Origin of the sequence: Streptomyces sulphureus DSM 40104 (assembly GCF_000381025.1) — a bacterium.
Classification (GTDB): Bacteria; Actinomycetota; Actinomycetes; order Streptomycetales; family Streptomycetaceae; genus Streptomyces; species Streptomyces sulphureus.
On the sequence record NZ_KB905817.1, the window covers coordinates 413,374 to 427,450 of the forward strand.

11 protein-coding genes are annotated in these 14,077 nt (G+C 70.3%); 1 reads left to right on the top strand and 10 read right to left on the bottom strand.

Annotation, left to right across the window (positions count from 1 at the left end; genetic code table 11):
• Positions 1–81: 81 nt before the first annotated feature.
• From F603_RS0116985 to F603_RS0117025, 9 genes are all read right to left on the bottom strand, one after another.
• Complete coding sequence (locus F603_RS0116985) at positions 82–2,598, bottom strand: NADH-quinone oxidoreductase subunit G (protein ID WP_019547184.1); 2,517 nt, start codon at positions 2,596–2,598, stop codon at positions 82–84.
• Positions 2,595–3,956, bottom strand: coding sequence for an NADH-quinone oxidoreductase subunit NuoF (nuoF, locus tag F603_RS0116990; RefSeq protein WP_016909543.1), 1,362 nt, complete (start codon positions 3,954–3,956; stop codon positions 2,595–2,597). Before nuoF ends, F603_RS0116985 begins: the two co-directional genes overlap by 4 nt.
• Positions 3,956–4,660, bottom strand: coding sequence for an NADH-quinone oxidoreductase subunit NuoE (gene nuoE, locus F603_RS0116995; protein ID WP_037956269.1), 705 nt, complete (start codon positions 4,658–4,660; stop codon positions 3,956–3,958). Before nuoE ends, nuoF begins: the two co-directional genes overlap by 1 nt.
• A gap of 80 nt (positions 4,661–4,740) precedes the next feature.
• Positions 4,741–6,069, bottom strand: a complete 1,329-nt coding sequence (locus tag F603_RS0117000) for an NADH-quinone oxidoreductase subunit D (RefSeq protein WP_019547186.1) — start codon at positions 6,067–6,069, stop codon at positions 4,741–4,743.
• A complete protein-coding gene (locus F603_RS0117005; protein WP_019547187.1) occupies positions 6,069–6,821 on the bottom strand; it encodes an NADH-quinone oxidoreductase subunit C in 753 nt (250 codons plus the stop codon). Before F603_RS0117005 ends, F603_RS0117000 begins: the two co-directional genes overlap by 1 nt.
• A complete protein-coding gene (locus F603_RS0117010; RefSeq protein ID WP_016909539.1) occupies positions 6,818–7,372 on the bottom strand; it encodes a NuoB/complex I 20 kDa subunit family protein in 555 nt (184 codons plus the stop codon). Before F603_RS0117010 ends, F603_RS0117005 begins: the two co-directional genes overlap by 4 nt.
• A 104-nt stretch (positions 7,373–7,476) precedes the next feature.
• Complete coding sequence (locus tag F603_RS0117015) at positions 7,477–7,836, bottom strand: NADH-quinone oxidoreductase subunit A (RefSeq protein ID WP_019547188.1); 360 nt, start codon at positions 7,834–7,836, stop codon at positions 7,477–7,479.
• Between the two features lie 1,874 nt (positions 7,837–9,710).
• On the bottom strand, positions 9,711–10,217 hold the full coding sequence (locus F603_RS35110) for a hypothetical protein (RefSeq protein WP_158678650.1): 507 nt from the start codon (positions 10,215–10,217) through the stop codon (positions 9,711–9,713).
• A gap of 695 nt (positions 10,218–10,912) precedes the next feature.
• Positions 10,913–11,104 carry a hypothetical protein gene (locus tag F603_RS0117025; RefSeq protein ID WP_019547190.1) on the bottom strand — a complete coding sequence of 64 codons (192 nt, stop codon included), beginning with the start codon at positions 11,102–11,104 and terminating at the stop codon, positions 10,913–10,915.
• A gap of 503 nt (positions 11,105–11,607) precedes the next feature.
• Between F603_RS0117025 and F603_RS0117030 the strand changes: the two genes are divergently transcribed.
• Positions 11,608–12,444, top strand: a complete 837-nt coding sequence (locus tag F603_RS0117030; protein ID WP_026328487.1) for a C40 family peptidase — start codon at positions 11,608–11,610, stop codon at positions 12,442–12,444.
• A 299-nt stretch (positions 12,445–12,743) separates the two neighbouring features.
• On the opposite strand, the gene F603_RS0117035 is transcribed toward F603_RS0117030, so the two are convergent.
• Positions 12,744–14,057: a geranylgeranyl reductase family protein gene (locus tag F603_RS0117035; protein ID WP_019547192.1), complete on the bottom strand. Its 1,314-nt coding sequence runs from the start codon at positions 14,055–14,057 to the stop codon at positions 12,744–12,746.
• Positions 14,058–14,077 lie beyond the last annotated feature (20 nt).

Sequence of the window (14,077 nt, forward strand, 5' to 3'; positions counted from 1 at the left end):
AGAGGTCCTCGGCCGCGAGCAGCGACGCGTCCGACGGGGCGACCGGGGGCAGGCCCACCGACGGCACCTGTGCGAGGGCGTTCACGCGCCCACCTCCTCATGCCCGGCGGCCGCGCCGCGCTGGGACGGTACGCCGAGCGAGACGAGCTCGCCCGGCCGTGCTCCGGTGTCCGAACCGACGCCGCCGCCCGTGGAGTTGAGCGGCAGCCAGACCACCCGGTCCGGCATCCGCGTCACCTGGAGCGGCAGCCTGACCTCGCCGGCGGGCCCCGAGACGGCGAGCTCCTCGCCGTCGGCGACGCCGGCCTCGGCCGCTGTCGCCGCGGAGAGCCGGGCGACCGCGCGGTGCCGGGTGGCGGCGAGGGCCTCGTCCCCCTCCTGGAGGCGGCCGCGGTCGAGGAGCAGCCGGTGCCCCGAGAGGACCGCCTCGCCCGCGCCGGGCTGCGGCAGCCCCCTGCTGCCCTTCTCCCGCGGCACCTCGGCCGTGCCGGACTGCGGGCGGCTGCCCAGGCGGTCCAACTCGGCGCGGGAGGTGGCCACATCGGGGAGCCCGAGGTGGACGTCGAGCGCGTCGGCGAGCATGTGGAGGACGCGGCCGTCGGGCTGGACGTGGCGCCTCGTCACCTGATCGGGCTTGATCGCGGCCTCGAACATCCGCGCCCTGCCCTCCCAGTTGAGGAAGGTGCCGGCCTTCTCCGCGACGGCCGAGACCGGCAGCACGACGTCGGCGAGCGCCGTCACCTCGCTGGGCCGCAGCTCCAGGCTGACGACGAACCCCGCCTTGCCGAGCGCCTCCCTCGCCTGCGCGGGCTCGGGCAGGTCCTCCAGGCCGACCCCGCCGACCACGAGCGCGCCCAACTGCCCCTCGGCGGCGGCCCGCAGGATCTCCTCCGCGGACCTGCCGGGCCGCTCGGGGAGCTGCGCCACACCCCACTCGCGCGCGACCTCCGCGCGCGCGGCGGCGTCGACGACCCGGCGCCCGCCGGGCAGCAGCGCGGGGAAGGCGCCGGCCTCCAGCGCGCCCCGCTCGCCGGCGCGGCGCGGAATCCAGACGAGCCGGGCACCGATGGCCGCGGACGCGCGGACGGCCGCCGTCAGCCCACCGGGCACGGCGGCGAGCCGCTCGCCGACCGCCAGCACCGAGCCCTCGGTGCGGAGCGCGGCTGCGGCCTCCTCGCCGAGCGCGTCGAGGCCGACGCCGCCGGCGAGCGCGTCGAGCCACTCCGTCTCGGTGCCGGGCGCGGCCGGCAGCAGCGTGCCGCCGGCCTTCTCCAGGCCGCGGGTGGCGAACGGCGCCAGCGCGAAGGTGCGTTGGCCGTGCTTGCGGTGCGCCTTGCGCAGCCGCAGGAAGACGCCGGGCGCCTCCTCCTCCGCCTCCAGCCCGGCGAGGAGGACGGCGGGCGCCTGCTCCAGCGCGGTGTAGGTGATGCCCGTGCCGTCGAGGTCGACGCCGCGCCCCGCGACGCGGGCCGCGAGGAACGCCGTCTCCTCGGCCGAGTGCGCCCGGGCGCGGAAGTCGACGTCGTTGGTGCCGAGCGCCACGCGGGCGAACTTCGCGTACGCGTAGGAGTCCTCGACCGTGAGCCGGCCGCCGGTGAGGACGCCCGTGCTCCCGGCGGAAGCGAGGCCGGCAGCGGCGGCGGCGAGCGCCTCCGGCCAGCTCGCGCGGGCGAGTTCGCCGTCCTCGCCGCGGACCAGGGGCTGGTCGAGGCGGTCCGTCTGCTGGGCGTAGCGGAAGCCGAAGCGGCCCTTGTCGCAGAGCCACTCCTCGTTCACCTCGGGGTCGGCGGCGGCGAGGCGGCGCATCACCTTGCCGCGCCGGTGGTCGGTGCGCGTCGCGCAGCCGCCGGCGCAGTGCTCGCAGACCGAGGGCGAGGAGACGAGGTCGAACGGGCGGGAGCGGAACCGGTACGCCTTGGAGGTGAGGGCGCCCACCGGGCAGATCTGGATGGTGTTCCCCGAGAAGTACGACTCCAGGGGCTCGTCCTCGCCCGTGCCCACCTGCTGGAGGGCGCCGCGCTCCAGCAGCTCGATCATCGGGTCGCCGGCGATCTGCTGGGAGAAGCGGGTGCAGCGGGCGCAGAGCACGCACCGCTCGCGGTCGAGGAGGACCTGCGGCGAGATCGGCACCGGCTTGGCGAAGGTCCGCTTCTGCCCCTCGAACCGGGACTCGGCGCTCCCCGTCGACATCGCCTGGTTCTGGAGCGGGCACTCCCCGCCCTTGTCGCAGACCGGGCAGTCGAGCGGATGGTTGATGAGGAGCAGCTCCATCACGCCGCGCTGCGCCTTCTCCGCGACGGGCGAGGAGAGCTGCGTCGAGACGACCATGCCGTCCGTGCACTGGATCGTGCACGAGGCCATCGGCTTGCGCTGGCCCTCCACCTCGACGATGCACTGCCGGCAGGCGCCTGCCGGGTCGAGGAGCGGATGGTCGCAGAAGCGGGGGATCTCGATGCCGAGCTGCTCGGCGGCGCGGATCACCAACGTGCCCTTGGGCACGGAGATTTCGGCGCCGTCGATGGTCAGGGTGACCAGATCCTCCGGCGGCGGTTCCTGCTGCCCGCCCCCCGTGGAGGCAGGCGCGGTGGGCGCGGTCACGCGTTCACCTCCAGGTGGGCGGAGCCCGGCCGGTCGGCCCAGGCGGTGGAGTGCGCGGGGTCGAAGGGGCAGCCTCCGCCCGTCACGTGCTGCTCGTACTCCTCGCGGAAGAACTTCATCGAGGAGAAGATCGGCGCGGCGGCGCCGTCGCCGAGGGCGCAGAAGGACTTGCCGTTGACGTTGTCGGCGATGTCCTCGATCTTCGCGAGGTCGTCCCTCGACGCCTTGCCCGCCTCGACGTCGCGGAGCAACTGGACGAGCCAGTACGTCCCTTCGCGGCAGGGCGTGCACTTGCCGCAGGACTCGTGCGCGTAGAACTCGGTCCACCGCGTGACGGCGCGCACCACGCAGGTGGTCTCGTCGAAGCACTGGAGCGCCTTGGTGCCGAGCATCGAGCCGGCGGCGCCGACGCCCTCGTAGTCGAGGGGGGTGTCGAGGTGCTCGTCGGTGAGCATCGGGGTGGAGGAGCCGCCGGGGGTCCAGAACTTCAACCGGTGTCCCGGGCGCATCCCGCCCGTGGCGTCGAGGAGTTGACGCATGGTGATGCCGAGCGGCGCCTCGTACTGCCCCGGGCGGGCGACGTGCCCGCTGAGGGAGTAGAGGGTGAAGCCGGGGGACTTCTCGCTCCCCATCGAGCGGAACCACTCCTTGCCCCGCTCGATCAGCGCGGGAACCGAGGCGATCGACTCGACGTTGTTCACCACCGTGGGGCATGCGTACAGACCGGCGACGGCGGGGAAGGGCGGGCGCAGCCTGGGCTGCCCCCTGCGGCCCTCGAGCGAGTCGAGGAGCGCCGTCTCCTCCCCGCAGATGTACGCGCCGGCGCCCGCGTGCACCGTCAGCTCCAGGTCGCGTCCGGGGCCGAGCGCGTCCTTGCCGAGGTACCCCTCCTGGTACGCCTCGCGCACCGCCTCGTGGAGCCGGCGGAGCACGGGCACGGCCTCGCCCCTGAGGTAGATGAACGCATGGGAGGAGCGGATCGCGTGGCAGGCGATGACGATGCCCTCGACGAGCGAGTGCGGGTTGGCGAAGAGCAGCGGGATGTCCTTGCAGGTGCCCGGCTCCGACTCGTCGGCGTTGACGACGAGGTAGTGCGGCTTGTCGTCGCCCTGCGGGATGAACTGCCACTTCATGCCCGTCGGGAAGCCCGCGCCGCCGCGGCCGCGCAGACCGGCGTCCTTGACGTAGGCGATGAGGTCGTCCGGGTCCATCTCCAGGGCCTTGCGGACGGCGGAGTAGCCGCCGTGCCTGCGGTAGGTGGCCATGGTCCAGGGCTCGGCCTCGTCCCAGAAGGCCGAGAGCACCGGTGAGAGCAGCCCCGACGGGCTGGTCTCGTCGACTTGGGTCTCCACCGACATCACTCCCCCTCCTCTGCGTCGCGCGGGGCGACCACCCGCTCACCGGCCGGCTGCGCCTCGCCCTTGGCGAGCCGCAACCCGGCGAGGGAGGCGTGCCCGGCACCGCCCGACGCCTCCACCGCGCCCTCCCGGGTGTCGGGGAAGCCGGCGAGGATGCGGGCGGTCTCCTTGAAGGTGCACAGCGGAGCGCCCCTCGTCGGCTCGACGCTGTCTCCGGCGCGGAGTTGGTCGACGAGTGCGGTCGCCGAGTCGGGGGTCTGGTCGTCGAAGAACTCCCAGTTGACCATCACGACCGGTGCGTAGTCGCACGCCGCGTTGCACTCGATGTGCTCCAGCGTGATCTTGCCGTCCTCGGTCGTCTCGCTGTTGCCGACGCCGAGGTGGTCCTGGAGGCGCTCGAAGATGGCGTCGCCGCCGAGGACCGCGCACAGGGTGTTGGTGCAGACGCCGACCTGGTAGTCGCCCGACGGCTTGCGGCGGTACATGGTGTAGAAGGTGGCGACCGCGTTTACCTCGGCCGTGGTGAGCCCGAGCATCTCGGCGCAGAACCGCTGCCCCGTGCGCGTCACATGGCCCTCCTCGGACTGCACGAGGTGGAGCAGCGGCAGCAGCGCGGAACGGCTGTCCGGGTAGCGCGCGACGATCTCTTTCGCGTCGGCGGTGAGGCGCTCGCGCACCTCGGGCGGGTAGTCGGGCGGGGGCATCTTGGGGATGCCGAGGATCGGCGGCTCCGAGCTGGGAGCCGTCCCGGCCCCCTCCCGTGCGGTCTCCTTGCTCGCATCCGTCATCGGTCGACGCCTCCCATGACCGGGTCGATGGAGGCGACCGCCACGATGACGTCGGCGACCATGCCGCCCTCGCACATCGCGGCCACGGCCTCCAGGTTGGTGAACGACGGGTCGCGGAAGTGCACCCGGTAGGGGCGGGTGCCGCCGTCGCTGACGACGTGCGCGCCCAGTTCGCCCTTGGGCGACTCGACCGCCGCGTACGCCTGGCCCGGTGGGACCCTGAACCCCTCGGTGACCAGCTTGAAATGGTGAATGAGCGCCTCCATCGAGGTGCCCATGATGTTCTTGATGTGGTCGAGCGAGTTGCCCAATCCGTCAGGTCCCAGGGCGAGTTGGGCCGGCCAGGCGATCTTCTTGTCGCCGACCATCACGGGGCCCGGCTCCAGGCGGTCGACGCACTGCTCGATGATGCGCAGGGACTCGCGCATCTCCTCCAGGCGCAGCAGGAAGCGCCCGTAGGAGTCGGCGGTGTCGGTCGTCGGGACCTCGAAGTCGTAGTTCTCGTAGCCGCAGTAGGGCTGCGCCTTGCGCAGGTCGTGCGGGAGGCCGGCCGAGCGGAGGACGGGTCCTGTGATGCCGAGGGCCATGCAGCCGGAGAGGTCGAGGTGGCCGATGTCCTTCAGGCGCGCCTTGAAGACGGGGTTTCCCGAGCAGAGCTTGTCGTACTCGACGAGGTTCTTCCGCATCTTCTTGACGAACTCGCGGATGGCGTCGACGGACCCGGCCGGCAGGTCCTGCGAGAGGCCGCCGGGGCGGATGTAGGCGCTGTTCATCCGCAGCCCGGTGATCAACTCGTAGAGATCGAGGCAGAGTTCGCGGTCCCGGAAGCCGAAGATCATCACCGTGGTGGCGCCGAGCTCCATGCCGCCCGTGGCGATGGCGACCAGGTGCGAGGAGAGCCGGTTGAGCTCCATCATCAGTACGCGGATGACGTTGGCGCGGTCGGGGACGTCGTCCTCGATGCCGAGGAGCCGCTCCACGGCGAGGCAGTAGGCCGCCTCGTTGAAGAACGGCGTGAGGTAGTCCATCCGCGTCACGAAGGTCGTGCCCTGGGTCCACGTGCGGTATTCGAGGTTCTTCTCGATACCGGTGTGGAGGTACCCGATGCCGCACCGCGCCTCGGTGACGGTCTCGCCGTCGATCTCCAGGATCAGCCGCAACACCCCGTGCGTGGACGGGTGTTGGGGGCCCATGTTGACGATGATGCGCTCGTCGTCGTTCTTGGCGATCTCCTCGGCGATACGGTCCCAGTCACCGCCCGTGACGTCGTAGACCGGGCCCTCGGTCGTCTCGCGGATTCCCGCCGTGGCTTGGGTGTTGGACATCAGCTGTACGACCTCCGCTGGTCGGGAGCCGGGATCTGGGCGCCCTTGTACTCGACGGGGATGCCGCCGAGCGGGTAGTCCTTGCGCTGCGGGAAGCCCTGCCAGTCGTCCGGCATCATGATCCGGGTGAGTGCCGGGTGGCCGTCGAAGAGCAGGCCGAAGAAGTCGTAGACCTCCCGCTCGTGCCAGTCGTTGGTGGGGTAGACGTCGACGATCGAGGGGACGTGCGGATCGGCGTCGGGCGCGCTCACCTCCAGCCGGATCAGGCGGTTATGGGTGAGCGACCGCATGTGGTAGACGGCGTGGAGCTCGCGGCCCGCGTCCCCGGGGAAGTGCACGCCGCTCACGCCGGTGCACAGCTCGAAGCGGAGCGCCGGGTCGTCCCTGAGCGTCCGCGCCACGGCCGGCAGGTGCGCGCGGGCGATGTGGAAGGTGACTTCGCCGCGGTCGACGACGGTCTTCTCGATCACCTCGGCCGGTGCGAGCCCCTGCTCCTCCAGGGCGCCCTCCAACTCGTCGGCCACCTCGTCGAACTCGCCGTGCCCCGAGCGCCCGCGGGGACCGCCGTAGGGGCGCTCGCTCGGCCCCGGCAGGCGGACGGTGCGTACGAGGCCGCCGTAACCGGTGGTGTCCCCGCCGTTGTTGGCGCCGAACATGCCGCGGCGGACGGCGATCGCCTCGCCCGCCTCGTCCCTCCGGGCCGGCTCCTCGGCGGGGGCGTCCTCCCGCGGCTCGCCGCTCGCCGCGCTCATCGCAGCAGCCCCTTCATCTCGATCGTCGGCAGCGCGTTGCGTGCGGCCTCCTCGGCCTCGCGCGCCGCCTCCTGCTGGTTCACGCCGAGCTTGCCGCCCTGGATCTTCTGGTGGAGCTTGAGAATCGCGTCCATCAGCATCTCGGGCCGGGGCGGGCAGCCGGGGAGGTAGATGTCGACGGGCACGACGTGGTCGACGCCCTGGACGATGGCGTAGTTGTTGAACATCCCGCCCGAGGAGGCGCAGACGCCCATGGAGATGACCCACTTGGGGTTCGGCATCTGGTCGTAGACCTGCCGCAGCACCGGCGCCATCTTCTGGCTCACCCGCCCCGCGACGATCATGAGGTCGGCCTGCCGCGGGGAGCCGCGGAAGACCTCCATGCCGAACCGCGCGAGGTCGTAGCGGCCCGCACCGGTCGTCATCATCTCGATGGCGCAGCAGGCGAGCCCGAAGGTCGCCGGGAACATCGACGACTTGCGCGCCCACCCGGCCAACTGCTCGACGGTGCCGAGCAGGAAGCCGCTCGGGAGTTTCTCTTCGAGTCCCATTCAGATCGCCCCTCTCACCGGTGCCGCCGGTGCCGCGGCTCGCGTCGGTTCCGGATGCGGCGCCGAGGCCGGCGGCCCCGCGTCCCTCGGCGCCCGTTCTGCCCCTAGTCCCATTCCAGGCCGCCCCGGCGCCAGTCGTAGGCGTAGGCGATGCCGATGAGGGCGACGAAGACCAGCATCTCCACGAACCCGAACATCCCGAGCGAGTCGAAGTGGACGGCCCACGGGTAGAGAAAGACGATCTCGATGTCGAAGATGATGAAGAGCATCGCCGTGAGGTAGTACTTCACCGGGAAGCGCCCGCCGCCCTCCGGCTGCGGCGTCGGCTCGATACCGCACTCGTACGCCTCCAGCTTGGCGCGGTTGTACCGCTTCGGCCCGACGAGCGCGGCCACCGCCACGGAGCCGACCGCGAAAAGCGTTCCGAGCGCTCCCAGTACAAGGATTGGCGTATAGGCGTTCACCGCTCCCCGCTCCTTCCCTTCGACCGCTGAGCACGTCCGCGCATAGAAGATCGCTCCTATGTGAGGCAGTTCACAAGCCCTCTTCGCAGGCATCCTAAGCCCGGTGCTCTGTGATCTGCGACACGGGGTACGCCAACGCCTTTGTGATCTCCACCACCTGACACCTTCTCAGTTCAGCAACCACTTAACGATCTTCATACGCAAAGACCGTGCATGATCACCTGCGGTGACCATCAGCCATGCATACGGCCGCGCAAAGTGCGTTTGCTTAGCAGCAGTTGTCGGCATAGGCAAATTCGCGCCGGACACAGCGGGGTGGTAAGTGGCCGTTACACCAGCCCTCTCGGCCCGTGCACACCCGCGCAGCCCTCCGCACGGAAGAGCATGTCTCGTGCACTCGTGAACGCCAACACAAGGTGATCCGGGGGGAGTTGACGCTCGAAAGGAGGAATACGGGCGGCGTGGCGGTGACGCCGCCCGGCCGTGGGCCGTTCCGGGCAGCGAGCGACGACGGTGAACCCACGTCCGCCGTGCAGGACACGGTTCCCGCGCCGCACGGCGAACCGGCCCAGCGCTCCCGGGAGTTCGTACACCGCCGGTGTCAGCGACATCAGGGCAGGACTCGCACGACCCTGCACTTGCTCGCATCCGTGCCGACCGGGACGCATCAGCGAACGCCCTGCCAATGCCTCGGGACACGGCTGTATCGGGCGTGCTTCTCGTTGCGGAAACGTGCCGGAAGCCGACTCATCGCCGGTCTGCTGTGCGGCACCGCGAGCTGCGACCGCTTCCCCCTGCGCTTCGGAGCGGCACGAAACCGAACAACTCGCGAGTACGGCCCGTCAGGTGACCTCCGGTGTTGTCGAAGGCCACCGAGCGGGTCGAGCCCTGGGCACGCAGCGGACCATGATCCGTCCAGCGTCGGGGATGAGCCGCCGCGCGGTCGCGGCCACGACGACCGCTCCGGCCACCGTGGCAACGGCTCGGCCAGAACCCACGACTCATCGTCCACGTACCCATACCCTCGCGAACTGCCGAGTCGTCACACCGGTCACGCCCCACCAGCATGCTTCGACACTCTCGGGGAGCGGCGGTTCGCCCCTGCTGACCAACCTGTTCCTGCATCAGGCGTTCGACGAGTGGCCTGACGATTCCCGGTGGTGCCGTTCGAGCGGTACGTCGACGACACGGTGGTGCGGGCAGCGTGAGTCAGGCCAGAATGCCGGTCACAGCAATCGGCGAGCGGATGGAACAGGTCGGACTGCGACTGCGCCCGGGAGACTTGGATCGTCTACTGCAAGGCCGGAAAGCGACAAGACTCCTTCGAGCACACGACGTTCGGGTGCCCGACCCACGTTCCGGACACGGAAGTACGCAGGAGGCAGAGGGCCGTCTTCACGGGCTTCGAACCGGGAGTCTCCGTGAATGACATACGGAGGATGAGCAAGACAGTGTGGTCGTGGAGGCTGCGTCGCCACGCCTCCCTGTCCGAGCAGGACCTTGTCGGCGTGGATGAATCACGACTGCCGCTTCAACGGGTCGGCCATATCCGCTGCCCAAACGCATGAACGTCTACCTGGTGCGCCGGATGGGGAAGTACAGACGCTGAGGACCTCCAACAAAGCGCACGCCGCTCGGAAGCGCACGACTCGCCAGTGCCCGCGCTTCTTCGCGTACTAGCGATGGCCCGGAGTTCTGACGGTGAGATTGATAGGAGCCCGGTGACGGGAGACTGTCACGCCGGGACCTGTGGGGTTCCGGAGGCAAGCCCCCTCTTGGCCACCCGCCCATGTCTTTTCACAGGGATGCCCCGACAACACCACGCCACCCCGACGGCGTTCACCCGCCACGAAGGTCATCTTGCTGAGAAACCCTCACTTGTCCACGAAAAAGCATCGGGCTGGCTTGTGAGTGGTGGATGTGTTGCTGGCAAGGCTCTTGCCGTCGATGCTGATGTCACAGGAAAGTTCGCCGGTCGCCCCATGACGGTACTTGGCGATGATCAGGACCTTGGTTACCTCAGTTTCGGTTCGGAGACTGACCTTCTTGGAGAACGGCAGCGTTTCGTCCACCATCCGTCCCCCGGTCTCCTTGCCGTCTGCGGTAATCACCAGGGCCTTGACCATGGCGTTGTCCTTTTCCCCCTGAACCGTGAGCGTGACCTTTCGCTCAGCCGCAGCGCCGGAAGTCCCGTCGGAATTCGCCGTGTTGGATTCGCCGGCGCTCGGCGACTGTGTGCTTTCCGAAGTCTCGGAGTTCTGCGATGCGGGGGTGTCGTCGCCGGTGGCGCATCCGGCAAGCCCCATTCCAAGCATCGCGATGGTAGCACCGGCCCATGCGCGGAAAACAACGGCGGGTCGGGGCTTTAGGCTAACTGACATGTTCGGATTATTGCAGTGGGAGCACGAGCGGCAAAATCCTGGATTACCGCTCACGTCGTCGATTACGCGCGAGCAGGTCCATGGCCCCACCAAGTTCCATAAGTGTGCGCATAGTTGGTGACGCCCAGAACGGTCGACCCTCGGAACGGTGCGCACCGCGTGAAGCCCGCCATGCAACCGTCGCCGCTGTCCCTCGGACACCACCGACGCCGAACGGTGCCGAGGAAGACACGACCCGGTACAGCCACTTGCCGGTAACCAGGCGGCCCCCGGCCCGAGTTGACGCGCGCGGTGAAGGTGCCGTTGGGCAGCTTGTGCAACTGCCCCAGCTTGACGCTTGCCCCGGGGCGAGTGATGAGTGGGTGCACTGCGCCATCGACCAGGGGCTCCGCCACGTCACCTCACGCCGACCAGCCCGTCTCACGCCCGAGAACACAGGGCTGTTGCCTACCTGATCACCGCGACGGAGAAGTACTTCACGCACGGCTCCGCGCGCGTCCTTCCGCTTCCCGGCGGCCGGAAAGTGGGGCGCTGCTCGTTACTGCCCGCCACTGCCACCGGCGCGGAGCCGTTCGCGCGGTGGCTACGGAACTGACCGTACGGGAGCCGTCCCGCAGGGGCCGCAACTTCAGTTCCCGTAAGACGGGACCAGGGAGCCGCTCGGGCGGCACCCCTCTTGCCGCATCCGGACCCCCTCAGGGCCGCTCCCCCTTCGGCCCCCTTCCGCGTTCGTTCCGCGGCCCGGAGGGGCGCCAGTGCGGGTCCTTCTCGAGGTCCTGCTTGGCTTCCTCGTTCGCCTCCTGCCCGGAGGCGCCCGACTCGTCCTTCGCCTCCTTGCGGCGGCGGGACCGCTGGATGTCGTAGCTCTTGCTGCCGGGTTCGGGCATGGGGATCACCTCGGTCCCCCGGGTTCCCCCGGTGCGGGGGCCAAACCTCCGGGCCGCGTCCGGCCTTCACCCGGCGCCCTCCGTCCCTTCACGGAACCGTCGGACGAGCAATCCACCCCGGAGACGCATAGAGGCAGGCGAACCGGGCAGGCGGAGCGCAGACGGAGTGGCTCCAACGCACCTTGATGCCCCGGTAACCATGGGTTGGACCCAGTTGCCCTTTTCGGGCGAAGAGTTCGGGTGTGCGCTGTGACCTCGGCCACCGAGATTCACGTCAGTCACTGCCACCTTTGCGCGCCCCACGAGACCCGTGGTAGGCGATCGGTACGACTCCGGCATTGCGGGCAACTACGTGGTCACAGCGGCGTAGTTGGGCAATGATCACTGTTCCGCGGGCTCGCCGAGCGGCGTCCGAGAGCCCCCAACTGGCCGTGTACGCGTCGGGTGTGGCGCATTCCACCTTTCTTGAGCACCGGGTTTCACGCCTGCTAGGCATTGCAGCCATGTCCCCGAAAGCTCAGATCCCCAGCCACCGGAAGCCCCGCGAGAGGAAGATGCCGAAGGCACTCCGCGCGGGCATGACGGGTGGCGTCATGGGCACCATCGCCCTCACCGCGGCAGCCGCCCCGGCCGTCGCGGGCGACAAGTCGCAAGCAGGCGGCGGCAAGGCGTCAGAGACCGTCGAGATGCCGGCCCTCACCGGCGAGCTGGCGAGCTCCACCCAGCAGGCCGTCGACTCGATGGAGACCTCGGCCGAGCGCTACGAACTCCAGGTCGCCCAGGAGAAGGCAGCCGCGGCGGCCCACAAGGAAGCCAAGGAGACGAAGCAGAAGGCCGAGGCGAAGAAGCGCGCCGAGGCGGCGAGGAAGGCCGAGGCACGCGAACGTGCCGAACAGGCCCGCGCCGACCGGAGTTCGGAGCGGACCACGCTCGACTCCGCCACCGACTCGGAGCAGTCCACGCCCGCCTCGACCGAGGCCGGCAGCGGCTCCGCCGCCGAGGTCCTCAGCTTCCTGCGCGCCCAGGTCGGCAAGGCGTACGTCCTCGGCGGCACAGGACCGTCCTCCTACGACTGCTCCGGGCTCACCGCGGCCGCGTTCAAGCAGGTCGGCGTCGACCTGCCGCGGATGTCCCAGCAGCAGTCGACGACGGGCACCCAGGTCTCCGTCGACGAGGCGCAGCCGGGCGACATCCTCTACTGGGGCGGCTCGGGCAGTGCGCACCACGTCGCCGTCTACGTGGGCGACGGCAAGTTCATCGGCGCCCAGAACTCCTCGACAGGCGTCGTCGAGCGCGACCTCAGCTACGACCAGCCGACCGGCGCGGTCCGCGTCCTCTGACCGAACCGCCCGCCCGAACTCCGGCCCCCGCCACGCTCATGCCCCCGAGAGCGTGCCGGGGGCCGGCTGCTCTCTCCACGCCGTGTAGAGCCGCCGAGCGGCCTGCACGGACCGCTGGGAGCGGGCGAGACGGACTCCCCGGCGTGGCGGCCCACCGCCGCGGTCGGCGGCACGGAACGCCTCACAGAAGCCCCGCGAACGACGCGCGCCCCCGCACGCGCGGCAGCAACCGCACGCCGGGAGCGCGCCGTCGGGAGAGCCCCGCGCCCGAACTCGGCGTCCGCGCGGGGCCGGTGGGCTCACGCCCGGGGCGCGACCTTCGTCAGCCCGTTGATGATCCGGTCCATCGCGTCCCCGCCCCTGGGGTCGGTGAGGTTGGCGAGGAGCTTGAGGGTGAAGCGCATCAGCAGCGGGTGGGAGAGTCCGCGCTCGGTGGCGAGCTTCATGATCTTCGGGTTGCCGATCAGCTTCACGAAGGCGCGGCCCATGTTGTAGTACCCGCCGTAGGTCTCCTTGAGTACCTTCGGGTAGGCGCGGAGGGCGAGTTCGCGCTGCGAGGCGGTGCTGCGCCCGTGCGCCTGCACGATCGTCTCGGCGGCGATCGCGCCCGACTCCAGCGCGTACGCGATCCCCTCGCCGTTGAACGGGTTGACGAGCCCGCCCGCGTCGCCCACGAGGAGCAGCCCGCGCGTGTAGTGCGGCTGCCGGTTGAAGGCCATGGGGAGCGCGGCGCCGCGGATCGCGCCCGTCATGTTCTCCGGGGTGTAGCCCCACTCCTCAGGCATCGACGCGCACCACGCCTTGAGGATCTCCCGCCAGTCCAACTCCCCGAAAGCCGACGAGGTGTTGAGGATGCCGAGTCCGACGTTGCTGGTGCCGTCGCCCATCCCGAAGACCCAGCCGTAGCCGGGCAGGAGCTTGTCCTGCGCGCCGCGGCGGTCCCAGAGTTCGAGCCAGGACTCCAGGTAGTCGTCGTCGTGCCGGGGCGACTGGAAGTACGTGCGCACCGCGACGCCCATGGGGCGGTCCTCCCTGCGGTGCAGCCCCATCTTCAGCGAGAGCCGCGTGGAGTTGCCGTCGGCCGCGACGACGAGCGGCGCGTGGAAGGTCACCGGGGTCATGTCCTTGCTGAGCACCCCCGGGCCGCCCAACTTGGCGTGCACGCCGGTGATTCGGCCCGTACGCGGGTCGAGGATCGGCTCTCCGACGTTGCAGCGCTCGTGGAGGCGGGCGCCCGCCTTCTCGGCCTGGCGCGCGAGCTGTTCGTCGAAGTCGTCGCGGCGGCGGACGAGGCCGTAGTCGGGGAAGCTGGCCAGCTCCGGCCACTCCATCTGGAGGCGGTGGCCGCCCGCGATGATCCGCAGGCCCTTGTTGCGCAGCCAGCCCGCCTCCTCGGAGACGTCCATCCCCATGGCGAGGAGCTGCTTGGTGGCGCGCGGGGTGAGGCCGTCCCCGCAGACCTTCTCGCGGGGGAACGCCGTCTTCTCCAGCAGGAGCACGTCGAGTCCGGAGCGGGCGAGGTGGTAGGCCGTGGCGGAACCGGCGGGCCCGGCCCCGACGACGATCACATCGGCGGTCCGCTCGGAGGCCGGCTTCGGGTGGGCTTCGGGCACGAGGACTCCCGCAAGGCTAG

Coding starts and splice junctions, on each gene's coding strand:
- nuoF (WP_016909543.1), bottom strand. CDS start 3,956: ATGTCGGTGGAGACCCAAGTCGACGAGACCAGCCCGTCGGGGCTGCTC.
- nuoE (WP_037956269.1), bottom strand. CDS start 4,660: ATGCCCCCGCCCGACTACCCGCCCGAGGTGCGCGAGCGCCTCACCGCC.
- F603_RS0117000 (WP_019547186.1), bottom strand. CDS start 6,069: ATGTCCAACACCCAAGCCACGGCGGGAATCCGCGAGACGACCGAGGGC.
- F603_RS0117005 (WP_019547187.1), bottom strand. CDS start 6,821: ATGAGCGCGGCGAGCGGCGAGCCGCGGGAGGACGCCCCCGCCGAGGAG.
- F603_RS0117010 (WP_016909539.1), bottom strand. CDS start 7,372: ATGGGACTCGAAGAGAAACTCCCGAGCGGCTTCCTGCTCGGCACCGTC.
- F603_RS35110 (WP_158678650.1), bottom strand. CDS start 10,217: ATGTCAGTTAGCCTAAAGCCCCGACCCGCCGTTGTTTTCCGCGCATGG.
- F603_RS0117025 (WP_019547190.1), bottom strand. CDS start 11,104: ATGCCCGAACCCGGCAGCAAGAGCTACGACATCCAGCGGTCCCGCCGC.
- F603_RS0117030 (WP_026328487.1), top strand. CDS start 11,608: ATGTCCCCGAAAGCTCAGATCCCCAGCCACCGGAAGCCCCGCGAGAGG.